Origin of the sequence: Sphingomonas sp. BK036, assembly GCF_004216825.1 — a bacterium.
In the GTDB taxonomy this organism is placed as follows: domain Bacteria; phylum Pseudomonadota; class Alphaproteobacteria; order Sphingomonadales; family Sphingomonadaceae; genus Sphingomonas.
Genome location: NZ_SGXR01000003.1, coordinates 87,795 through 110,893 on the forward strand (window position 1 = coordinate 87,795; position 23,099 = coordinate 110,893).

The window sequence follows — 23,099 nt, forward strand, 5'->3', positions numbered from 1 at the left end:
TGGGAGCATTCGAATGAAGAAGATCGTTCTGATCGCTGCTGCCGCCGGCCTGATGTCCGTCGCAGCCTGCAGCAAGTCGCCAGAAGCCGCCGCCGTTGAGAACAACGCGGACATGCTGGCTGACAACATGGAAATGCAGGCTGACAACATGGACGCGATGGCGGACAACACCTCGAACGCAGTCGCTACCGACGTGCTCGAGAACGCAGCTGACAACATGAACGCTGCTGCCGACAACGTCCGTGACGCTGCCGACGAAAAGACCGACAACATGAACTAAAATTCTTTCGGGCGTTCGCGCTCGATAGGGTTTTATTGTCGGAAAAGGGCGTTCCTTCGGGAGCGCCCTTTTTTTATTTGTGCCAACCACGTTGCACTCTTTTGCCAAATGCCCGCGTGCGCTAACGCAGGCGCCGGTGGGGCCTGTAGCTCAACGGTTAGAGCTGGCCGCTCATAACGGCTAGGTTGCGGGTTCGATTCCTGCCGGGCCCACCAACTTCCAGAATTTGGCCCCGCAACTTCACTGTGTCTGCCTGGAAGCCCCGCAATCGGTTGAGAAGTCCGATGGCACCGCGTATCCCGCGGAAATCATGGAGAAGAATCGGCGTGCGCCGATGATCCAACCGTGAGCACGCCCGCAACAAAACCGCCCGCCATTTCGACTGGCCGTGATTTCGTAAAGATCAAAGGCCTCATCTTTAACCTTTGTGAACATTATACCCTGCAGGAACGTTTTTGACAGTTGCGGCGATGTTTGCCGTACTTTCAGGAGAATCTGTAATGTTTATCAAATCCTTCGCCATGGCGGCCGCTGGCCTCACGCTCGTTGCTGCACCGGTCGTCGCCAGTGCCGCACCGGTAAGCCCGGCATCCAGCCTGTCGGTCAGCAAGGCCGTTCGCACGGGCTCGCCAGTCGCCAAGAAGAGCAAGATCGCCGGCCAAGGTGGCCTGATCATCGTCGCACTCGCCGCGGTTGCCGTTGGCGGTGGTCTGTATCTTGCCATCGATGGCGATAGCGACAATTCGGACAGCAACTAATCTACCGGGCCGGTGTGCAAGCACCGGCCCACATCCTCAGACCATAGATCAGGCGACGATGCCGCCAGCCTTTAGTGCGGCGATCGAGTCCGTCGCGTAGCCGATCCCCGCCAGCACATCCTCCATATCTGCGTCCTCGCCCGCCATTCGCGGCGTGGTGGTTGGAGTTCGGGAATAGCGTGGCGCAGGGGCCGGCTGGACCACCCCACCCGCCTCGACGAACGTTCCCCGCGCGACATTGTGCGGATGCTTCGGCGCATCGCGCATCGACAGCACCGGCGCAAAACACGCGTCGCCATGTTCGAGGATCGTGCACCATTCGTCGCGGGTCTTGGTGGCGAACATAGCCGCCATCTTCTCCTTCAGCGCCGGCCAGCTGCGCGGGTCCATCTGCCGGTCGAACGCCGGGTCGGCGGCAAGCCCGGCCTTGTCGCGCAGCACCGCGTAGAACTGCGGCTCGATCGCGCCGATCGCTACGTATTCGCCGTCCGCGCAGGTATAGGTGTCGTAGAAATGCGCGCCGGTATCGAGCAGGTTCACGCCGCGCGCGTCACGCCACAGGCCCTGGCCGTGGAAACTCCAGATCATGCTCATCAGCAGCGCCGCGCCATCGGTCATCGCGCAGTCGATCACCTGCCCCTGCCCGGTCGTCCGCGCATGCAGCAACGCGCTGACCATCCCGAACGCCAGCATCATCCCGCCGCCGCCGAAATCGCCGACCATGTTGATCGGCGGCGTGGGCTTCTCCCCCGCGCGCCCGAACGCATGCAGCGCGCCCGCCAGCGCAATATAGTTGATGTCGTGCCCCGCCGCCTGCGCATAGGGGCCGTCCTGCCCCCAGCCCGTCATGCGGCCGTAGACGAGGCGCGGCGTGGCTTCCAGCAGCACGTCGGGCCCGAGCCCCAGCCGTTCGGCGACACCCGGCCGAAATCCCTCGACGACCCCATCCGCCGACGCGACCAGATCGCGAACCACGCGGATCCCGTCGGCAGACTTGAGATCGACCGCGATGACCTTGCGCGATCGCAGCAGGATGTCCTTGGTGGGATCGCCACCCGGTCCGCCCTTTCTCGAGTCCGGTCGTTCAATCCGGATCACCTCCGCACCGTGATCGGCGAGCATCATGCAGGCGAACGGCGCTGGCCCGATCCCGGCAAGCTCGACGATCCGGATCCCGCCAAGCGGCCCGCTCATCGCCGCAGCCCGATACCGCCGCGGTGATCGCGACGAAGATGTCCTGCCGCCATGACGCCTCTCCGATGGCCTTTTATCGGAGCAGCGTCACAGCATTCGCAGATCGGGTCAAGCGACCGGCAGTTACCCGATCGGCAGGTCGAACAGCAATTCGCGGACGTAGCGCACCGGCGGCGAACCATGCGCGAGCAGCGCGTCGTTGTAGCGCTTGAGATCGAACGCCGCGCCCTGCCGCTTCTTCGCCTCGTCCCGCAGCGCCATATGCTCCGAATAGCCGGTGAAGTAGCTCAGCAACTGCGTCGAGCCGAGCGATGCGCGGACCCATTTGCCCGCCGCCTCGCGCTCCTGCTGGAAGGCGGTGTGCGTCATCAGCTGCATCGCCTGGTCGCGCGTCATGCCTTCGGTGTGGATGCCGATGTCGAGCAGCGAGTTCGAGATCGACCGCAGCCGCATCTTGAGCACGGTCAGCTTGAACAGCGGATCGCCGTTGAGATAGCCTTGGTCCGCCATCATCCCCTCGGCATACACCGCCCAGCCCTCGACGAACGGCCCCGAGCCGAGCACCGCGCGCAGCGTCGACTGCGCCGCATTGGCGTGCGCGAGCTGGAGATAATGACCCGGCATCGCCTCGTGCACCGCGAGGTCGTGGATCATGTAATCATTATATTCGCTGAGAAACGACGTCGCCTGCGCCTCGGTCCAGTCGTCGGGGATCGGCGAGACGGCGAAGAACGTGCCGAGATTCTTCTCGAGCGGGCCGGGGGAATCGCAATAGGCAACCGCGACGCCCTGCTGGAACTTGGGCATCGTGATGATCTTCACGGGGCCGTCGGGCATGCCGACCAGGCCCTTGTCGCGGACGAACGCGGTCGCCTGCGCGAGCGCCTTGGTCGAGGCGTCGATCATGCCGTCGCGTGGCGGACGCTTGGCGTAGGTGAGTTCGAGCGCGGCCTGGATCGCAGCCTGTTGCTGCGCGTCGTTCGGTTTGTCGGGAAGCAGCAGCGCGCCGGGCTTTGCGCCGAATATCTGACGCGCGATCGCGTACATCTGTGCGCGCGTGTCGACGATCGCGGCCTGCGCACGGCGCTTGATCTCGGGCCGGGTCAGGTCGGATTGCAGCGCGAAGGCGAGCTTCTTGTCGTACAGCGCCGCGCCCAGCCGGAAATCGCCCTTCGCGGCCGGCACCAGCGTCTTGTCGAGCCAGAGCTGATGCTCGGCCACCGCGGTCTTCAGCGTGGCCAGCGCCGCGTCGAACCGCTTGGCGTCGGCTGCCGACAGCGTGTCGCGATGCGGCGCGAGCATGCTCTCGGCAATGTCGACGATGCCGCTATTCTGCTTGGCGACCGTCGTTGCGTAGATCGAGGGGACGCGCGCCGGCACGATGTTCGCACGCGCCTGAGCGAGCAACGCGGGCAGCGCCGCCATCCGCGCGGTCGCGGCGTTCAGGCGCTGCGGCCAGGGGGCGAAATCGCGCGCGGCGAGCGCGTAGAGCGAGCTGCCGGCAATGTCGTTATAGACCTGCGGATCCCACGCCCAGCCGCCGAGCGTCTCGGCATCCCAGATGTCGTAGCGCAGCGCGTTGTCGAGCAAGGCCGCATCGACCTGCTCCTCGCGCGGGAGCGCCTTGCGGTCGATCCGCTGGAGATCGGCGAGCATCGCCTTGGAGAACGCCGCGCGCTTGGCGCGACCGGCCGCCGACATGTCGGTGATCTGCGCGTCGAAGCGGTGATCGCCGAGCGCGGTCGCGGACGACGGATTGAGCCGCGCGAGGCCGTCGACATAGCGCTTCGACAGCGCCGCGAACGCGCTGCCCTGCGCAGCCTGCGCGGCGAGCAGGGGGGTGGACATCGACGAGACGGGGAGCGCCAGGATCGCGGCGCCGAGGAGCAGGCGGAGTTTACGCATCATGAATTCCTGACGATCAGCGCTGCGGTACGGTGCCGAGCTGCGTGTTGAGATAGACGGTGACGAGCGCGGCGCGCTTGGCGTCCTCGATCTTGTCGGCACCCGCGGCGTGGCCGCCTTCAGGGTTCTCGTAATAGAAGAACGGATCGCCATACGCCTCGAGCCGCGCGGCAAACTTGCGCGCGTGGCCGGGGTGGACGCGGTCGTCTTCCGTCGAGGTGTAGATGAACGGCGCAGGGTAGCGCACGCCGCGCTTCAGATTCTGGTAGGGCGAATATTTCGAGATGAACGCCCAGTCCGCCGGTTTGTCGGGATCGCCATATTCACCGATCCACGAAGCGCCTGCGGACAGATGCGAATAACGCTTCATGTCGAGCAACGGCGATCCCATCACGATCGCGCCGTACAGATCGGGGCGTTGTTCCATCGCGACGCCGACGAGCAGCCCGCCATTGGAACGCCCGGACACCGCGATCTTGCGCTTGGCACTGACGCCGGTGCGGACCAGATCGTCACCGACCGCGTGGAGATCGTCATAGGCCTTTTGTCGGTTCTCGCGCAGCGGCATCTGATGCCAGCGCGGGCCGTATTCGCCACCGCCGCGGATGTTGGCGAGCACGAACGCATTGCCCTCCTCGACCCAGAACAGCCCGGCCGGGCCCGAACGATAGGGCTGGTCGACCAGATAGGTCGGCGTCTGCGCATTGCGGAAACCGCCATAGGCGTGGACCAAAGCGGGCATCGGCCCGCTCGTGCCCTTTTTGCGCACCAGGAAGTACGGGATCTTCGTCCCATCCTTCGATGTCGCGAAACGCTGGTCTACCTGCATCGTCGACGCATCGAACCGCGCGGGCAGCGTATCGACCGTGACCGGCTGTGCGCCCGGGTGGACCGCATAGAGCGCGGGCGGGCTGAGGAAGCTCTCGACCGTGGCAAAGGCGACATCGTCCTTGCCCGCGGTGGCGTCGAGATGGATCGTCGATGCGGCGGGCAAGGCTGCGACCGACTGCGTCCAGCCGCCGTCGGCACCGCGCGTCAACGACACGAGCCGCCCCGACACGTCGTCGAGCATCTTGACCCACAGGACCGATCGGCTCGAATCGACCTGTTCGACCGCCTGTGTCGTAGTCGGCACCAGCACGCGCTCGATCGTCGGTGCCCGCCCCGCCAGCACGTCGGCGATGCTGTACGCCACCACAGATCCGCTCGGCACGCCGCGCCAGTCGGACGCGAGCGTGGCGATCAGTCGGCCGTCGAGCACGGTATTGATCACCGCATCGTCGGGCAACGGCGTCGCCACCAGCCGTTCGTCGTCGGCGACATGACTGCGCTTCGAATGGAAGAAATCAACGTCGCGCACGACCAGCGGAAAGGTGCGGTCGCCATCAGGAAACACGCTGACGTTGATCCCGACATCATCCTGCGTCGCGCTCGCGATCTCGGTTGCGGCGCCGAGCGGCGTGCCGCGCCGCCAGAGCTTGGCGGTGCGCGGATAACCCGACTTGGTCAGGCTGGCCGCGCCGAAATCGGTCGCGACGTACAGGGCGTCAGGGCCCGCCCAGCTCAGCCGCGTCTTGAAGATCGGCACGGAGAAACCGTCGGCGACGAACTTGCCCGACGGGATATCGAACTCGCGCTCGACCACCGCGTCGCCGCCGCCGTTCGACAGCGCCACCATGCAGCGATCATAGGATGGCGAGCGGCAGGTGGCGCCCTTCCAGACCCAGCTCTTGCCCTCGGCCTTGCCCAGCGCATCGACGTCGATCAGCGTCCGCCACACGGGCTTGCCGCGCGTGAACGACGCGAGCGACGCGACCCGCCACAGCCCGCGCACGTTCGCCTTGTCCTGCCACAGGTTGAGCACCTGATCGCCGAGGATCTGGTCGGGGTTGGCGATCTGCCGATCCGCCTGCAACAGGTCGAGCGCGCGCCGACGATAGTCCGCATAGCCGGGCTTCGCCTCGAGCGTCGCCAGCGAGCGCGTGTTCCACGCGGCGACCGTGTCGAGCGCCCGCTTACCGTGAATATCCTCGAGATACGCATTCGGGTCCGCGGCGGGCGTCTGGCCGACCGCGCTCGTGGAGAGTGCCAGCAGCAGGAAGAGAGGCGAGCGAAGGGACATCGTCGGACTTTCTGTAAACGGTCTTCCATCCCTTAGGCAGAAGGAATGACTTCGTCATGCGCCGCAGCGTACAAGGGCCGCAAAACAGAAGGAGAGGATGATGGCCGTGCCACCGAAGCGTCCGCCGCAGTTCGGCGATTACCAGAACGCGATCTACTTTGCGGGGCTGAACGGCGTGCTGCCGGGGGTGCCGGTCGACTTCGCGACGCTGGAGGCGCGCGCCGCCGCCGCGCTGCCCCCGGCGACGCTTGCCTATCTGCAGGGCGGGTGCGGCGACGAGCATACCCAGCGCCACAATGCCGATGCCTTTGCGCACTGGGGCATGACGCCGCGGATGATGGTCGATTGCTCGCGTCGCGACCTGTCGGTCGAGCTGTTCGGCATGACGCTGCCGACCCCGCTGTTCATGAGCCCGGTGGGCATCAACGGCATTTGCACGCAGGACGGGCATGGCGACCTCGCGGCGGCCAGGGCGGCGGCGATCACCGGCGTGCCGCTCTGCCAGTCGACGCTGTCGAACGATCCGCTCGAGGACGTCGCAGCACAGCTCGGCGAGACGCCCGGTTTCTTCCAGCTCTACACGCCGAAGAACGATGCACTGACCGAGAGCCTCGTCCGCCGTGCCGAAGCCGCCGGGTACAAGGCGATCGTCGTGACGCTCGACACCTGGGTGACGGGCTGGCGACCGCGCGACTTGAATGCGGCGAACTTCCCGCAGCTGCGCGGGCACGTGCTGGCCAATTACTTCAGCGACCCGGTGTTCCGCGGTCTGCTCGACCGGACGCCCGAGGAGGACAAGGCCGCGGCGGTGCAAGCCTGGGCCGGCGTGTTCGGCAAGGTGCTGACCTGGGCGGACATGCCGTGGCTGCGCTCGCTGACCAAATTGCCGCTGGTGCTGAAGGGCATCTGCCACCCCGACGATGCGCGCCGCGCGATCGATGCTGGCGCCGACGCGATCTACTGCTCGAACCATGGCGGGCGGCAGGCGAATGGCGGCATCGCCGCGATCGACATGCTGCCCGCCGTCGTCGCCGCGTCGGGGCGCACGCCAGTGCTGTTCGATTCGGGCATCCGATCGGGCACCGACATGGTGAAGGCGCTGGCACTGGGGGCGACCGCGGTCGGCGTCGGACGGCCCTATGCCTATGGCCTCGCGCTCGGCGGCGCGGAGGGGGCGGCGCACGTCCTCAAATGCCTGCTCGCGGAGGCGGACCTGCTGATGGCGGTCAACGGGTATCCGACAATCGCCGAGGTGCGTGCGGCCGGGGCCGAGCGTCAATCACGGTAAGCCCGCGGGCGGATCAGCTGCTGTGATCGGCGATGATCTGCCACGCGGTCCCGCGCCGTTCGAAGACGAGGGTCGTCATGCCGCTTTCCACGGTCGACGGCCCGGTCAGCGTCCAGCGCGCGAACAGCATCGCGTGGCGCGCGTCGATCCTACGCATCTCGAGGAACGCGAACGAAAGCGCGCCGCGCGCATTGCCGACACCGCGAAAGCTCGGCCGGTATTTGGCGGAGATCGCCTCCTTGCCGCGCAGCAACCCCTTGGGCGTCACGAACACCGCATCATCGGCATAGACCGCCATGAACCGCGCGAGATCGCCCGCATTCCACCCGGCGGCGCTCGCCTCCATCGCCTGGCGGATCGCGGTCGCCGCGGGAGTCTGGGCCGAAATCTGGGCCGATACCGGCGCCGGTGCCGCCGCCATGGCCATCATCGCGACCGGCAGCATCAGTTGGCGCATCATTCTCTCTCCACCAGATCCAGCAGCACCGCCTCGTCGACCGGCTCCGAAAACAGGAAGCCCTGGTACAGGCCGCAGCCGCCCGCGGTCAGCAGCTCGAGCTGCGACGGAGTCTCCACGCCTTCCGCGATCACCGCGAGCCCCAGCGATCGCGCCATCGTGATCGCGCCGGCCACCACCACGCGGTCGCGCGCGCTGCCGTCGATATCGCGGACCAGCGACTTGTCGATCTTGACGTAATCGAGCGGCAACGACTTGAGATAGGCGAGGCTCGAATAGCCCGTGCCGAAATCGTCGATCGCGACACGGCACCCTGCCCCGCGCAGTTCGGCCAGCAACGCCGATGCCACGGCGAGATCCTCTATCAACCCGGTCTCGGTGATCTCGACGGTCAGGCGGCCGCGTGGAAAGCCGCTAGCGTCGACCCGCGCGAGGAACAGCGCCGCGAAACCGGGCCGCGAGATATCCGCCGCGGTCAGGTTCAGCGACACGCGCAACGTCCCCAGCGCGGCGGGCCACGCCACCGCCCGCGCCAGCACGAGGCGCTGGATGTGATCCGACAACGCGATGCCCAGATCCGCGCGGTCGGCCGCATCGAACAGCGTATCCGCGCCGAGCGGCCCGAGCGTCCGGTGGTTCCACCGCGCCAATGCCTCGACCCCGGCGATCCGGCCGCCCGCAATCTCGACCTGCGGCTGCCAGCGCAGATCGATCTCGTCGCGTTCGATCGCGTGGTGCAGGTCGATCGCCAGCGCATCGATCGGCGCGACCCCGTCGGGCAACGCCACGTGCAGCACCGACCCGTCGCTCGCCTTGGCCTCCGCCAGCGCCTCGCTCGCCCGGCGCAGCAGGGCCGCAGCGTCGTCGCCCGGCTGGCGCTGCGCCACCCCGAACCGACACCCGAGCACCGCGCGCGTATCCGCCACGCGAAACGGCCGTGCGAGGGCCGCATCCAGCGCGGTGATCGCCGCCGTCACCGCGGCCCCCGACGCCTCCAGCACCAGCGTGAATTCGGAGCCGCCGAGCCGCGCGACCATCGAATCGACCCCGATCGCAGCGTGCGCGACGCGTTCGGTCCGTCGTACTGCCGTCTCGATCAGCGCGTCGACGGCAGGGCGGCCATGCGCGGCGTTGACGATGTCGAGCCGCGACAACGACACGAGCACCACCGCGACCGGGCAATCGGCGGCGATCCGGCCGATGATCCAGCGGCGGACGTCGCCGGTCTCGCGGTCGTACAGCGATGCGCCGGGAATGCGGCGGCGATCGATCGCGCTGCCCGCGCTGCGCACCGCATGCCGCCCGGCGAACCGCAGCGCCTGGACCAGTTCGCCATCGGTCGCCGGGCTGGTGAGGAACTGCGTGGCGCCTGCATCGAAGAACTCGCCGATCGCTTCGACGTCACCGCGCGACACCAGCACGAGCAGCGCCGCGCCATTGGTGGCGACCAGTCCGCCCAGCGCGAGCGTCGCCGCCAGCCCCTCGTCCAGGTCGCCGCGCGCATCGATCAACGCGACGGCAGCGCCGCTCGCGAGGAACCGGCTTTCGATCGCGACGGCATCGCCAAACACCGCCGCCTGCCAGTCCGCACCCGCCCCCGCGCGCGCGAGAATCTCCGCGATTTCACCGCGTTGACGGAACGATACCGCGAACAGCGTCGTTGCTGTCTGCATGTCTTCCATATCCGTCGCACCCTCCCCCATCGGTGCGAGCTTAGCTGGCGCATCGCCCCCCGCCAATGCATTTGCAACACGTGCTGCGCCCGCTCCGGCCTTGTTACCGGAGCAGTCACGTCCTAGCTCTGATGCCATGACGCTCGCGCCATCCCTCACGCAAAAGCCGTTGCAGGATACGCATGGCCGCACGATCAAGTATCTGCGGATCTCGGTGACCGACCGCTGCGACCTGCGGTGTCGCTACTGCATGTCCGAGCAGATGACGTTCCTCCCGCGGTCGAAGTTGTTGAGCCTGGAGGAGATCGCGATCATCGCCGAACGCTTCATCGCGCGCGGCGTGACCAAGATCCGGTTGTCGGGGGGCGAGCCGCTCGTGCGCCGCGACGTTGCCGAACTCGTCCAGCGGCTCGGCCACAATATCGGCTCCGGCCTCGAAGAACTGACGATGACGACCAACGGCACGCGCCTCGCGCAGCATGCCGAGGCGATGGTCGATGCCGGCATCCGCCGAGTCAATGTCAGCATGGACAGCCGCGATCCCGATCGCTTCCGCTACATCACGCGCCACGGCGATGTCGCGCAGGTCATTGGCGGGATCTACGCTGCGCGCGATGCCGGCCTCGCCATCAAGATCAACATGGTCGCGCTAAAAGGCTTCAACGAGGACGAGATCGCGCCGATGCTGGCATGGTGCCGTGACGAGGGCTTCGACCTTTCGCTGATCGAGACGATGCCGCTCGGTGCGATCGACGAGGATCGCACCGATCGCTTCCTGCCGCTCACCAAGGTGTTCGACGAACTCGGGCAGCAGTTCACGCTCGCACGCGATGCGCACAAGACTGGCGGCCCCGCCCGCTACTGGAACGTCGATGGCACGCGTACTCGGCTCGGGCTGATCTCGCCGCTGACCGCCAATTTCTGCGATGGCTGCAACCGCGTCCGCCTGACGACGGAGGGCAAGCTGTACATGTGCCTAGGCCATGACGATCAGGTCGATCTCAAGGCAGCCTTGCGCGATGGCGGTACTGCCGGTCTCGACGCAGCGATCGACGCAGGACTGTTCGCCAAGCCAAAGGCGCACGACTTCCGCATCGGCCAGGGCGAAGGCCCCGCCGTCGCGCGCCACATGAGCGTCACCGGCGGATGAGTCGGTACGAGCGGCGGGCGCTGGTTGCGTCCAATACCCCGTCCGCTCGTGCCGCAGAGGCCGAACTCGCCGATATGGGCGAGTGGGTATCGGTCGAGGACGCCGACGTCATCATCGCGCTGGGCGGCGACGGGTTCATGCTCCAGACGCTCCACGCGATGCTGGAGCGCCGCAAGCCGCCCGTACCCGTGTTCGGGATGAACCTGGGCACCGTGGGTTTCCTGATGAACGAATGGCGCCACCACGGGCTCGGCGACCGGCTGGAGCGCGCGAAGCCGTTCAAGGTAATCCCGCTCAGCATGACCGCGATCGGCGTCGATGGCCGGACGCACACTCTGCCCGCGATCAACGAGGTGTCGTTCCTGCGCGAGACCCGCCAGACCGCCAATCTGGAGGTGACGGTGAACGACCGCATCGTCCTGCCCGAACTCGCCTGTGACGGCATCCTGGTCGCCACGCCGGCGGGATCGACCGCGTACAACCTGTCGGCGCATGGCCCGATCCTGCCGCTCGGCTCGGGCATGATCGCGCTGACTCCGATCAGCCCGTTCCGCCCACGCCGCTGGCGTGGCGCGATCCTGCCCGACAAGGCGCGCATCGGCATCCGCGTGCTCGACTCCGGCAAGCGCCCAGTGTCCGCGGTCGCCGACCAGCGCGAGATCCGCGACGTGGCGCGCGTCGACATCTGCATGGACCGCGCACGCGAGCTGACCCTGCTGTTCGACCCTGAGCACGCGCTCGACGATCGCATCACGATGGAACAGTTCGTCGCCTGACCGCCGATTTCCAGCCGAAGTTCACTTTTTACGAGAAACCCGCTTGCATCGCCCGACTGGCCGTTTATAGAGCCGCCTCCGGCAACGTTCCCTGATAGCTCAGCGGTAGAGCTCTCGACTGTTAATCGAGTGGCCGTAGGTTCGAATCCTACTCAGGGAGCCATTTTTAAGCCGCACAAACCTCCGGTTTGTGGCAAGATTGGCCGGTGGCAGTGCCCCGCCTTCATCAAATATTCTCTGTTTCTGCTGTTCCCGCGTGAATGCCGGCCGCTTTCGCATTTGCCCGCTCATCGCGTGTGAGGGGACGCCTTCGGCGGTCACCAGTCGCAAATGCGTGATTAGCGTTTGTAGAAGCGCACCCGAGCCCCGCTTCGGCGCATTTGGTGTGGCACCGTGGTCTTGCGCTGCAGCTTCGGACTCGACTTGCCATCCAGTGGACCCAACGTCTCGAGTATCTGACCGGCAGTTTCTCGGGGCACGCTGACGTTTGTCCACGGCAATCGACAACTCAAGCGGCGGAGACAAAAGGGCACACGTGGCCAGTTACGAGGACGAAAAACGTCGCGTCAACGCTACTGCAGATTTAGACACACGCCATGCAAGCGATCTGGAAACTTCGGCGGAATGACCCGGTCGCTTGCTCGAAGCTAGGCTAAGGCTTGCAATAATTGGACAGCTAGACTAACCCAAATATTGCGTGTCGTTGGCCCCCTTCGACACCATTCCCTTGGGCGGCTGCGGTCGCCCATTTTTGTGTCTGCGCTTGAAAGCCGGCGCTCGCCTCTCCGGCACAGCGGGTCGGCGGGCCGCCATCAATGCCGGACGCTTACGAACCAGTTTGAGACATCGCAGGCCTCGTCGAGGAAGATGCGCAACTTGGTGAGTGCGTTTTCGGAGAGCGTCACCCCGCCGCCGTCTTCGCGCAATTCGATCTGGTCCTCGCCGACGAGATGCGCGATCCAGCGGCGTCCTGCGGTTACGCTAAGGCCCACACGTTCCAGCAGCGCGATTTCCGATATCACCTCGCCATCGGCAAATGCGATGAAGAGAATCAGAAGCATACCCCAGGCATGGTCATCGAAGATCTCGCTGGGAAAAAGTCTTTTCCGGAATGCCCTTGCTGCCAGAATGGCTTGGGCGGCTTTGCTGCGGTCGCGGTCACCAAACATACGCAAGTACATGCCCGGCTCGGGGACAGCTTCCACAACATATGTCCGTCGATTTTTAATTATTGCCATTGTCAGCGAACGCCGAAATGCCTTCGATGGGCGGATGGAGAAACCCGATGATCCTGACGCGATGTCGCTGCATGCCGCAATAGCGCGGGCGCTTCTGCTCGCAGACACGCAGGGCGAAACGCTGATCGGCGCGTATCTGGCCGATGTTCTTGTTCTGGCGGAAAAAACTAACGCCACTTCGACTTGATCGACGCGTTCACCACGTCCTGATCATCGGCTCACTCGCCCCGTCGAATTACTCCGAGCAGCGACGATCGCCTTGGCAGCGATCGTCGTGCCCGCTCCTTCAATGGACGGCGACGGGATCCGGTAGCGCGTCCGTCACGCGCGATCCCCAGAGCGCATAGAACAGGATATAAAGTTCGCACGCCGCGGTCAGCAGGAAGGAGATCTGCAGCCCATAGGTATCGGCGAGCCAGCCCTGGACGATCACCAGCGCACCGCCCGCGATCGCCATGATCAGCAGCCCCGATCCCTCCTCGGTCAGCGGCCCCAGGCCACGGATGCCGAGCGTGAAGATCGTCGGGAACATGATCGAGTGGAACAGCCCGACCGAGATCAGCGCCCACATCGCGACATGGCCGGTGGTGAAGGTGGCGATCAGCATGACGAGAAACGCGCCGATGCTCGCCACCGCCAGCACTCGCTCGGCGGGGATGGTGCGCATCACGACGCTGCCGACCAGCCGGCCGACCATCATCCCGCCCCACAGGATGAAGAGGTAGTGCGAGGCCTGCTCGTGGCTGAGGTTGCCGATCTGCGGCTGGCTGACGAAATTGATGAAGAGGTTGGCGACGCCGATCTCGGCGATCAGGTAGATGAAGATCGCCGGGATGCCGAAGACGAGGTTGCGGTGCGACCAGAGCGACAGGCCCTTGCGGTCCGCCTTCGCCGACCGCTGCGTCGCGGCCCCCATCGCCGGCAGCGGGAAGCGCGCGATCACGACCGCGAGGACGACCAGCACCCCCGCGACGATCAGGTAGGGCAGCACCACCGACTGCGCATCGGCAAGCCGCTCGGCCGGGGTCAGCACCGCGGTCGAGCCGGCGACCGCCGTACCTGAGGTCGAACGACCGAGGATCAGGTAGCCGCCGAACAATGGCGCGAGCGTGGCCCCCGCCGAGTTGAACGCCTGCACCAGGTTGAGCCGCGCCGACGCGGTCTCGGGCGGTCCGACAACCGCGACATACGGGTTGGCCGCGACCTGCAACAAGGTGATGCCGCTGGCGATCACGAACAGCGCGACGAGCGTCACGCCGTAGCTCGGCAGCCGCGCGGCGGGCACCATCATCAGCGCGCCGACCGCCATCAGGCCAAGCCCGAACACCATCGCGCGCTGATAGCCGACCCGCTCGATCAGCTTGGCCGAGGGGATCGAGGCGAAGAAATAGGCGATGAACCAGACGCTCTCGATCAGCGTTGTCTGTGTATAGCTGAGGTCGAACACGCTGCGCAGGTGCGGCAGCAGCGTGTTGTTGATGACCGTGATGAAGCCCCACATGAAGAACAGGCTGGCCAGCAGCGTCAGCGCGGAGCGGTAGCCCCCGCTTCCCGCCGCTCCGACCGGCGCGGCGCGCGCGGGTGTATGCGTGTGCGTCTGTATCGGCATCGCCATAATCGTTCATCCTCCGTGCCGTGTCGGCGACTGAAAAACAGTCTTTTCCCGCATGGCTTGCCCAGAAATATATTGTCTGACTATATAGCCGAGCAAGGCGCGTCAACGGCGTCGCGAACACGGAGGGAGCGGGCATGCGAGCAATCAGGAAGACGGGGATCATCGTGGCAACCATGCTCGCAGCGCTTTCGACGCAGGCGGCCGACGCGGCTGACGTAAAGCGCACCCCCGCCGGTACCCTGAAGGACGGCACCGCGATCGAGGCGGTGACGCTGAGCAACGCGCACGGCGTGTCCGCGCGAATCCTGTCCTACGGCGCGACGCTGCAATCGTTGATGGGCCCCGACCGCAACGGCAAGATCGCCGACGTGGTGCTCGGCTATGACGACCTCGCCTCCTATGTCGATCATCCCAATTTCTTCGGCGTGACGGTTGGCCGCTTCGCCAACCGGATCGCGGATGGCCGCTTCACGCTCGACGGCAAGACCTACCAGCTTCCGCTCAACGACAAGACCAATACGCTGCACGGCGGCGGCAACGGCTTCGACAAGGTCGCCTGGACGATCGTCTCCGCCAAGAGTGGCCCGACCGCGACGCTGGTGCTTGGCCATCGCAGCCTCGACGGCGATTCGGGCTATCCCGGCACGCTCGACGTCACGGTAACGTACACGCTCGACGACGCCGGCAATCTCGGCATCAGCTATGACGCGAAGACCGACAAGCCGACGATCGTCAACATGACCAACCACGCGATCTTCGATCTGGGTGGCGAAGGATCGGCGGCGGGCACCTATGGCCACCGGCTGACGATCCCCGCCAAGGCGATCACCCCGGTCGGCGATACGCTGATCCCGACCGGCGCGCTGCAACCCGTCGCCGGCACCGTCTTCGATTTCCGCGGCGGCCGCATCGTCGGCGAGGGAATCCGCGACGGCCGCGACCAGCAGATCCGCTATGGCCATGGCTACGACCATAATTTCGCGCTCGACAAGGGCCTGACCGCGAAGCCGGAACTGGCCGCGCGGTTGGAGGATCCGCTGTCGGGTCGCGTGCTCGAGGTGCTGTCGACCGAGCCGGGCGTGCAATTCTATACCGGCAATTTCCTCGACGGCACGTTTGTCGGCAAGCAAGGCCATCTGTACCGGATGGGGGACGGCATCGCGCTGGAACCGCAGAAATTCCCCGACGCGCCGAACAAGCCGAGCTTCGTGTCGGCACGCGTCGATCCGGGCAAGCCCTATCATCACGCCATGATCTATCGCCTCTCCGTCGTCCGCTGATATCCGATCCCCAGAAAGCCCCTTTCGATGACCGACATGCCCAAACTCCGCAGCCGTGCGTGGTTCGACAACCCCGAGAATATCGACATGACGGCGCTCTATCTGGAGCGGTATCTGAACTTCGGGTTGAGCCTCGAGGAACTGCGCTCGGGCAAGCCGATCATCGGCATCGCGCAGACCGGCAGCGACCTGAGCCCCTGCAATCGCCACCACCTCGTGCTCGCCGAGCGTCTGCGCGAGGGCATCCGCGAGGCGGGCGGCATCGCGCTCGAATTCCCGGTCCATCCGATCCAGGAAACCGGCAAGCGCCCGACCGCTGGGCTCGACCGCAACCTCGCCTATCTCGCGCTGGTCGAGGTACTCTACGGCTATCCGCTCGACGGCGTCGTGTTGACGATCGGCTGCGACAAGACGACGCCCGCCTGCCTGATGGCGGCGGCGACCGTCAATATCCCGGCGATCGCGCTGTCGGTGGGGCCGATGCTCAACGGCTGGCACAAGGGCGAGCGGACCGGCTCGGGCACGATCGTGTGGAAGGCGCGCGAACTGCTCGCGACCGGCGCGATCGACGATGAGGGCTTCATCAAGCTCGTCGCCTCGTCGGCGCCGTCGACCGGCTATTGCAACACGATGGGCACCGCGACGACGATGAACAGCCTTGCCGAAGCGCTCGGCATGCAGCTGCCCGGATCGGCCGCGATCCCCGCGCCGTATCGCGACCGCCAGGAGGTCGCGTACAAGACCGGCAAGCGCATCGTCGCTATGGTCGAAGAAGATCTGAAGCCCTCCGACATCATGACCAAGGAGGCCTTCCACAACGCAATCGTCGTCAATTCGGCGATCGGCGGATCGACCAACGCGCCGATCCACCTTGCCGCAATCGCGCGCCACATCGGCGTCGACCTGCCGATCGACGACTGGCAGACGCACGGCCACAAGGTGCCGCTGATGGTCAACCTTCAGCCCGCTGGCGAGTATCTCGGCGAAGATTATTATCATGCGGGCGGCGTCCCCGCGGTGGTGTCCGAGCTGATGAAGCAGGGGCTGATCCACGAGGACGCGATGACCGCGAACGGCAAGTCGATCGGCGACAATTGCCGGACCGCGACGATCGAGGACGAACGCGTCATCCGCCCGTTCGCGACGCCGTTGCTGGAGGATGCCGGCTTCATCGTCCTGCGCGGCAATCTGTTCGATTCGGCGATCATGAAGACCAGCGTGATCAGCCCCGAATTTCGCGCGCGTTATCTGTCCAACCCGGACGATCCCGAGGCGTTCGAGGGCCCCGCGGTCGTGTTCGACGGGCCGGAGGATTACCACCACCGGATCGACGATCCGTCGCTCGGCATCACCACGGACACGTTGCTGTTCATGCGCGGCGCCGGGCCGATCGGCTATCCGGGGGCCGCGGAGGTCGTCAACATGCGGCCGCCGGCGTATCTGATCCGCGAAGGCGTCCACGCCCTGCCCTGCATCGGCGACGGTCGCCAGTCGGGCACCTCCGGCTCGCCCTCGATCCTCAACGCCTCGCCCGAAGCCGCGGCGATGGGCGGTCTCGCACTCATCCGCACCGGCGACCGCGTCCGCATCGATCTCGGCAAGGGATCCGCCAACGTGTTGATCGCCGACGAAGACCTCGCCGAACGCCGCCGCGCGCTGACCGAAGCGGGGGGCTATGCCTTTCCGCGTTCGCAGACCCCGTGGCAGGAAATCCAGCGCGCTACCGTCGGCCAGATGGAAACCGGCGCGATCCTCGAAGGCGCCGAGAAGTATCAGCGGATCGCCCAGACGATGGGCCTGCCGCGCGACAACCACTGAGTACGCCCAGCGCGGTACGGATCCGTTCAGACCAGGAGCATCAATGACCCGATCCCTACCGCGCATCGCGGCGACGCTGTCCGCGCTGGTGCTTGCCCAGGCGGCAGTTGCGCAAACCGCGCGGTTCGACCGCTTCAGCTATGACGGGCGATCGCAGGAGCGCGTCGTCCTGGCGCCGAACCAATACCGCAATCCGATCCTGTCGGGCTATTACCCCGATCCGTCGGTGACGCGCGTCGGCGACGACTATTACCTCGTCAATTCGAGCTTCGCGCATTTTCCGGGCCTGCCGATCTTCAAATCGAAGGACTTGGTAAGCTGGGTCCAGATCGGCAACGCGATCTCGCGGCCGAGCCAGCTTGATCTTGCCGGGCGCGGGCTGTCGCAAGCGGTGTTCGCCCCCGACATCTCGTGGCACGCGGGCGTGTTCTACATCGTCAACACCTGCGTGCAGTGCAAAGGCAATTTCGTGATCACCGCGAAGGACGCGGCCGGGCCCTGGTCCGACCCGATCTGGCTGCCGTTCGAGGGGATTGATCCATCGATCTACTGGGAAGGCGACAAGGCCTATATCGTCAACAATCGCGCGCCCGACGAGCCGCCGCGCTATGACGGGCACAGGGCGATCTGGGTGCAGGAATATGACTGGCGCGCCGGCAAGATGGTCGGGCCGAGCACGCAGATCGTCAATGGCGGTGTCGACCTTGCGACCAAGCCGGTGTGGATCGAGGGGCCTCACCTGATCAGGCACGACGATTTCTATTACCTGATCGCGGCGGAGGGCGGCACCGGCGACAATCATTCCGAGGTCGTGTTCCGGTCGAAGAGCCTGACGGGGCCGTTCGTCCCCTACCCCGACAATCCGATCCTCACGCAGCGCGGGCTTGCCGCGGATCGCGCGAACCCGGTGACATCGGCCGGCCACGCCAAGTTCGTCCAGACGCAGAATGGCGATTGGTGGGCGACGTTTCTCGCGACGCGGCCCTATGCGCCCGAACGCTATGCGATCGGCCGCGAGACCTTCCTGCTGCCCGTGACCTGGTCCGATGGCTGGCCGCATATCTTGGCGCCGAAGACCCCGATCCCGTTCGCCCCCACCAAGCCCGAGCTGCCCGCACAGCCCCGGCCGACGACCCCCGTCACCGGCGATTTCGCGTATAGCGATGCGTTCGACGGCAAGAGCCTGGCGATGCAATGGATCGGTATCCGCGCGCCCGCCACGCCGTTCCATACGCTGGGTGCGGGTGGACTGACGCTGCGATCGCGCGCCGCGCTGGGCGATCGACAGGGCGTGCCGGCGTTCCTCGGCCGTCGCCAACAGCATCACATCGCGACGATCACGACGCGCGTGACGTTCGCGCCCCGGACCGATGGCGCCCGCGCGGGCCTTGCCGCGGTGCAGAACGACGAGTCATTCCTGTTCTTCGGGATCACGCGGATCGCGGGCAAGCCCGTCGTGGCACTGTATGCCCGCGACAAGGCGCAGGCCGATACGCTCGTCACGTCCGCGCCGGTGGATCCGTCGGGGCCGGTGACGCTGACGATCCGGGCGGACAAGGGCGTGATGGCGTTCGACTATCAGACGCGGGCCGGCCGCCGCACGCTGCTGTCGAACTTCGATGCGACGCTGCTGACCACCGCGCGCGCGGGTGGCTTTGTCGGGACGGTGGTCGGGCCCTATGTCTATGATCCGGCCGCCGGAACCTCATGAGGATGCGTGGCACGGGCGCTTGGCTGATAGCGGCGGCGCTGATCGCATCCCCGATGATCGCCGCGGCGCAGGCGTGGCAATCCGATCGCGGTGACGGGACCTTCGCCAACCCGCCGCTGAACGCCGATTATCCCGATCCCGACATCATCCGCGTCGGCGACGTCTTCTATTTCATCACGAGCACGTTTGCCGACGTGCCGGGGCTGACGATCCTGACCTCCCGGGATCTGGTGAACTGGCGGTTCGCGTCGCATGTCGTCGACACGCTGAGCGGCCGCCCGGAATATGACCTGCAGGCCGGCGGGTCGTACCGCCGCGGTATCTTCGCCCCCAGCCTGCGGCATCACGACGGGATGTTCTATGTCGCGGTCACGCCGGTCGGCGAGCCGACTCGGATCTACCGTGCCCGCGACGTCCGCGGGCCCTGGACGATGAACCGGCTGAGCGAGGCCGCGTTCGATCCGGGGCTGTTCTTCGACGATGACGGATCTGCCTATATCGCGACCGCGAGCAGCAGCGACGGGACCGAGACGCTTCTCAGCCTCGACCCAACGCTGCGGCGGATCACCGCCCGGCGCGTGATCCACTATAGCAAGGGCGCCGAAGGATCGAAGCTCGTCCGGCGCGGCAAATATTACTACCTGTTCAACGCGATCCCGCATCGGCTGGGGCTGACGGTGTCGCGCGCCACCGCGCTGGCCGGGCCGTGGGAGACGCGCAACCAGATCGACGACACCAGCGGCGGGCATCAGGGCGCGATCGTCGATCTCGCCGATGGCAGCGATTACGGGTTCGTGATGATCGACGCGGGCGCGATCGGGCGAACGACGAACATCAGCCCGATCCACTGGCGCGACGGTTGGCCGATCTGGGGCACGCCCGAGGCGCCGAACCGGGTCCCCGCCACCGCACGCAAGCCGATCCAGGGCATGCCTGTGGAAACGCCCGCCGCCTCCGACGATTTCGCGCAGACCAGGCTCGGCCTGCAATGGCAGTGGAATCACAACCCCCTCCCCGACCGCTGGTCGCTGACCGCCAGACCCGGCTTCCTGCGGCTGAATGCAGCGCCTGGCAGATCGGTCTGGACCGCACGCAACACGCTGCTCCAGAAGGGGCAGGCACCGTGGAGCCGTACCACGGTCCGGCTCGACGCCAGTCACATCGCGCACGGCGATCAATGCGGGGCGGGCGTCTTCGGCAAATATAGCGGCGGCATCGCGCTCGGCCGCGACGCGCAGGGACGACTGACGGTGTCGATGCGCATTATCGAGGATGTCGCCGGCCCTGCAAAGGCGACGATCCAGCGCATCGTCCGGGAGAGCCCAGTCGTGACCGTCCGCGGTACCCAGCTAACGCTGCGGACCGAGATGGATTTTGGCGATGACACCGGCGCAGTGGCGTACAGCACCGACGGCACGACGTTCACGCCGCTCGGCCCGCGCTTCCCGCTCGCTTTCGACTGGCAAACCGGCACGTTCCAGGGCCAGCAGTTCAGCCTATTCTGCTACAATCCGGCCGGTCGTGGCGGGTATCTCGACATCGACTCGGTTACGCTCGACGGTCGGGGAAAACAGTAGCCCTCCCCTGTCAGATCGTCGTGACGGACCCTCGGCACCGCTCGCTCTTCTTCTATGTCAGGGGCGGCAATCTGGTCCGACCCGGCAAGGCAGGCATCGGTAGAAAAGAGTTGCCGCGGACCTTTGTCGGAGTATAAAATTCGTGTGAGCGATACCATGGCGCTGCCGGTGTGCGATGCATGACGGAGTGCCGATAAGAATGGATCGCTCGAAACGCCTTCCCGCCGAACGTCGGGGCGGTGGGCGCGCAGGGGGAGAGTGAGGATGATAGGCTATCAATCGACGACCAGGGCTGCGTCGACCGTCCTGTCCGGGATCACCGCATCCTTCGTTACGATCGGTTTGGCCGCCGCGGCGGTCGCTGCGGCTCCGGACACCGCCCCCAGCCTGGACGGTCTGGTCGGCGATCACGGCGTCGTGCAGCGGGGCCAGCCGATCCTGCTGCGCGGGCGGAGCGTGCCGGGCCGGCCGGTCACCGCGCGGCTGAGCACGCGCACCGCGACCGCTACGGCGGATCGCAACGGTCGGTTTACGCTGCGCCTCGAACCGCTTGCCGCGGGCGGTCCCTACGACCTGACGTTGACGGCATCCGCCGGCGTGACGACCATCCGCGACCTGCTGATCGGCGACGTGTTCCTGTGTTCGGGCCAGAGCAACATGGAATTGCCCGTCAATGCCGCGCAGGACCTGATCCCCGATGCGCATCCAGCGCTCGACGACCAGCTCCGCCTCGTCACGATCGCCAAGGCGACCAGCGAGACTCCGCTCGCACGGTTCGCCGCGATGCCGCAGTGGGCGGCGGCCGGGCCGGATACGGTCCCGGGGTTCTCGGCGGCATGCTTCTACATGGTGCAGGCGCTCCGGCGGAGCGAGCGGGTACCGATCGGTGCAATCCACGCAAGCTGGGGCGGATCGCGGATCAGCGCATGGATGAGCGACACTGCGCTGCGATCCGCGGGGCTGGCGCGCGCGGCGGACCTGCTCGCGCTGCACGCGACGGATCCGGTCGCGGCCGAGCGCGGCGCGTCGACGATCTGGGAAGACTGGTGGCGACGCGGCACCGGCGATGCGCCGGGACGCGAGCCCTGGCAGCCCGACTCGACGATCGACTGGAAACCGGTGCCGCACATCGGCAATTTCGAGCAATGGGGCGTCCCCGCGCTCGCCGACTATAACGGGATGGTCTGGTATCAGCGCGTCGTGACGTTGACCGCGGAACAGGCGCGCGGCGCGGCGACGCTGGCGATCGGCGTGGTCGACGACGCGGATCGCACCTGGGTCAACGGGATCGGCGTCGGCGGCAACAGCAACGCCGGCCGCGCGCGCGTCTATCCGCTACCCGCGGGGCTGCTGAAGGCGGGGCGCAACGTCATCACCGTCAACGACGACGACGTCTATGCCTATGGCGGCATGACCGGGCCGGCGGCGGCGATGATGCTGACGCTGGCGGACGGTAGCGCGGTGCCGATCGGCGACGGCTGGCGCTACGCGATCGCAAAGCGCGTGGCGGGCAATGCCCCGCGGTCACCATGGGACGACATCAACGGCGCGGGCACGCTGTACAACGGGATGATCGCGCCGATCGGGGCGACCGCGCTCGCGGGGATCGCGTGGTACCAGGGCGAATCCGACACCGGGCTGCCCGGATACGAGACGCGGCTGACGGCGATGACGCGCGGCTGGCGCCAGCAGTTCGGCGGGCCGGCGATCCCGCTGGCGATCGCCCAGCTCGCCAATTACGGCACGCCGCCGATCGCGCCGGGCGAGAGCGGCTGGGCGGAGGTCCGCGAGGCGCAGCGGCTGATGGCCGCCCGCGACGGGCATGCCGGTGTCGCGGTGACGATCGACCTGGGCGATCCGCTCGACATCCATCCGGGCGAGAAGCATGCGGTGGGCCAGCGGCTCGCGCGCGTCCTGCGTCCTTTGGCGTATGGCGCGCGCGCGCCGGCCGGGCCGGGCATCGCATCGGCAAGCCGCATGCCCGATGGCAGCGTGACGCTGCGCTTCACCGGCGTGACCGGCGCGCTGCACGCGCAGGCCGCACGCGGGCCGATCGGGTTCGAACTCTGCGGGGCAGAGGTCGGCAGCTGCCGCTATGCCGACGGCATCGCGCAAGGCGACCGCGTGACGCTCGCCACGGACGGCAAGCCGGTTGTCCGAGTCCGCTATGGCTGGGCGGACAGCCCGGTGGTCAACCTGGCCGACGACGCACAGCTGCCGGTGGGGCCGTTCGAGATCGCGCTGCCCTGACGTGACA

At 66.5% G+C, this 23,099-nt stretch carries 18 protein-coding genes and 2 tRNA genes; 13 read left to right on the forward strand and 7 right to left on the reverse strand.

Translation table 11 applies throughout. From position 1 onward, the window contains the following. Positions 1-13: 13 nt before the first annotated feature. The 3 genes from EV283_RS00600 to EV283_RS00610 all read left to right on the forward strand — a co-directional run bounded on the left by EV283_RS00600 (position 14) and on the right by EV283_RS00610 (position 1,038). Positions 14-280: a hypothetical protein gene (locus EV283_RS00600; protein ID WP_031393308.1), complete on the forward strand. Its 267-nt coding sequence runs from the start codon at positions 14-16 to the stop codon at positions 278-280. Positions 281-419: 139 nt separating this feature from the next. Then, positions 420-495, forward strand: a tRNA-Ile gene (locus EV283_RS00605). A 285-nt stretch (positions 496-780) separates the two neighbouring features. Then, complete coding sequence (locus EV283_RS00610; protein ID WP_242615718.1) at positions 781-1,038, forward strand: hypothetical protein; 258 nt, start codon at positions 781-783, stop codon at positions 1,036-1,038. A 48-nt stretch (positions 1,039-1,086) separates the two neighbouring features. Here the strand turns inward: EV283_RS00610 and EV283_RS00615 are convergent, their stop codons facing one another. From EV283_RS00615 to EV283_RS00625, 3 genes are all read right to left on the reverse strand, one after another. Continuing rightward, positions 1,087-2,232, reverse strand: coding sequence for a CaiB/BaiF CoA-transferase family protein (locus EV283_RS00615; RefSeq protein WP_130321902.1), 1,146 nt, complete (start codon positions 2,230-2,232; stop codon positions 1,087-1,089). A 123-nt stretch (positions 2,233-2,355) separates the two neighbouring features. After that, positions 2,356-4,140: a DUF885 domain-containing protein gene (locus tag EV283_RS00620; RefSeq protein WP_207223016.1), complete on the reverse strand. Its 1,785-nt coding sequence runs from the start codon at positions 4,138-4,140 to the stop codon at positions 2,356-2,358. 13 nt (positions 4,141-4,153) lie between these two features. After that, the gene (locus EV283_RS00625; protein WP_130321904.1) at positions 4,154-6,259 is read right to left on the reverse strand and encodes a prolyl oligopeptidase family serine peptidase; all 2,106 of its coding nucleotides are present in this window, start codon (positions 6,257-6,259) and stop codon (positions 4,154-4,156) included. Between the two features lie 106 nt (positions 6,260-6,365). Between EV283_RS00625 and EV283_RS00630 the strand changes: the two genes are divergently transcribed. Further along, positions 6,366-7,547: an alpha-hydroxy-acid oxidizing protein gene (locus tag EV283_RS00630; protein WP_242615719.1), complete on the forward strand. Its 1,182-nt coding sequence runs from the start codon at positions 6,366-6,368 to the stop codon at positions 7,545-7,547. 13 nt (positions 7,548-7,560) lie between these two features. Here the strand turns inward: EV283_RS00630 and EV283_RS00635 are convergent, their stop codons facing one another. Beyond that, positions 7,561-8,007 (reverse strand): SgcJ/EcaC family oxidoreductase, encoded by a 447-nt coding sequence (locus tag EV283_RS00635; protein ID WP_242615720.1) that lies wholly within the window; start codon positions 8,005-8,007, stop codon positions 7,561-7,563. Further along, complete coding sequence (locus EV283_RS00640; protein ID WP_347400186.1) at positions 8,004-9,677, reverse strand: EAL domain-containing protein; 1,674 nt, start codon at positions 9,675-9,677, stop codon at positions 8,004-8,006. Before EV283_RS00640 ends, EV283_RS00635 begins: the two co-directional genes overlap by 4 nt. 136 nt (positions 9,678-9,813) lie before the next feature. Between EV283_RS00640 and moaA the strand changes: the two genes are divergently transcribed. The 3 genes from moaA to EV283_RS00655 all read left to right on the forward strand — a co-directional run bounded on the left by moaA (position 9,814) and on the right by EV283_RS00655 (position 11,766). After that, positions 9,814-10,827, forward strand: coding sequence for a GTP 3',8-cyclase MoaA (gene moaA, locus EV283_RS00645; RefSeq protein ID WP_130321906.1), 1,014 nt, complete (start codon positions 9,814-9,816; stop codon positions 10,825-10,827). After that, on the forward strand, positions 10,824-11,603 hold the full coding sequence (locus tag EV283_RS00650) for an NAD kinase (protein WP_130321908.1): 780 nt from the start codon (positions 10,824-10,826) through the stop codon (positions 11,601-11,603). Before moaA ends, EV283_RS00650 begins: the two co-directional genes overlap by 4 nt. 88 nt (positions 11,604-11,691) lie before the next feature. Next, positions 11,692-11,766: transfer RNA gene (locus EV283_RS00655), tRNA-Asn, on the forward strand. Positions 11,767-12,415: 649 nt separating this feature from the next. Here the strand turns inward: EV283_RS00655 and EV283_RS00660 are convergent. Further along, complete coding sequence (locus EV283_RS00660) at positions 12,416-12,772, reverse strand: hypothetical protein (protein WP_130321910.1); 357 nt, start codon at positions 12,770-12,772, stop codon at positions 12,416-12,418. A 10-nt stretch (positions 12,773-12,782) separates the two neighbouring features. Here EV283_RS00660 and EV283_RS00665 point away from each other — a divergent pair, with 10 nt between their 5' ends. After that, entirely contained in the window at positions 12,783-13,028 is a 246-nt protein-coding gene (locus tag EV283_RS00665) for a hypothetical protein (protein ID WP_130321912.1), read from the forward strand. 99 nt (positions 13,029-13,127) lie between these two features. Here EV283_RS00665 and EV283_RS00670 read toward each other — a convergent pair whose 3' ends face one another. Continuing rightward, complete coding sequence (locus EV283_RS00670) at positions 13,128-14,456, reverse strand: sugar MFS transporter (RefSeq protein WP_242615722.1); 1,329 nt, start codon at positions 14,454-14,456, stop codon at positions 13,128-13,130. A 134-nt stretch (positions 14,457-14,590) separates the two neighbouring features. Between EV283_RS00670 and EV283_RS00675 the strand changes: the two genes are divergently transcribed. The 5 genes from EV283_RS00675 (at position 14,591) to EV283_RS00695 (ending at position 23,092) form a co-directional block, all read left to right on the forward strand. Then, a complete protein-coding gene (locus tag EV283_RS00675; protein ID WP_130321914.1) occupies positions 14,591-15,736 on the forward strand; it encodes an aldose epimerase family protein in 1,146 nt (381 codons plus the stop codon). 27 nt (positions 15,737-15,763) lie between these two features. Further along, positions 15,764-17,554, forward strand: coding sequence for an IlvD/Edd family dehydratase (locus EV283_RS00680; protein WP_130321916.1), 1,791 nt, complete (start codon positions 15,764-15,766; stop codon positions 17,552-17,554). A gap of 43 nt (positions 17,555-17,597) precedes the next feature. After that, complete coding sequence (locus EV283_RS00685; RefSeq protein WP_130321918.1) at positions 17,598-19,265, forward strand: glycoside hydrolase family 43 protein; 1,668 nt, start codon at positions 17,598-17,600, stop codon at positions 19,263-19,265. Between the two features lie 2 nt (positions 19,266-19,267). Next, positions 19,268-20,842, forward strand: coding sequence for a glycoside hydrolase 43 family protein (locus tag EV283_RS00690; protein WP_242615723.1), 1,575 nt, complete (start codon positions 19,268-19,270; stop codon positions 20,840-20,842). 264 nt (positions 20,843-21,106) lie between these two features. Further along, on the forward strand, positions 21,107-23,092 hold the full coding sequence (locus EV283_RS00695) for a sialate O-acetylesterase (protein ID WP_130321922.1): 1,986 nt from the start codon (positions 21,107-21,109) through the stop codon (positions 23,090-23,092). The last annotated feature ends 7 nt before the right edge of the window (positions 23,093-23,099 follow it).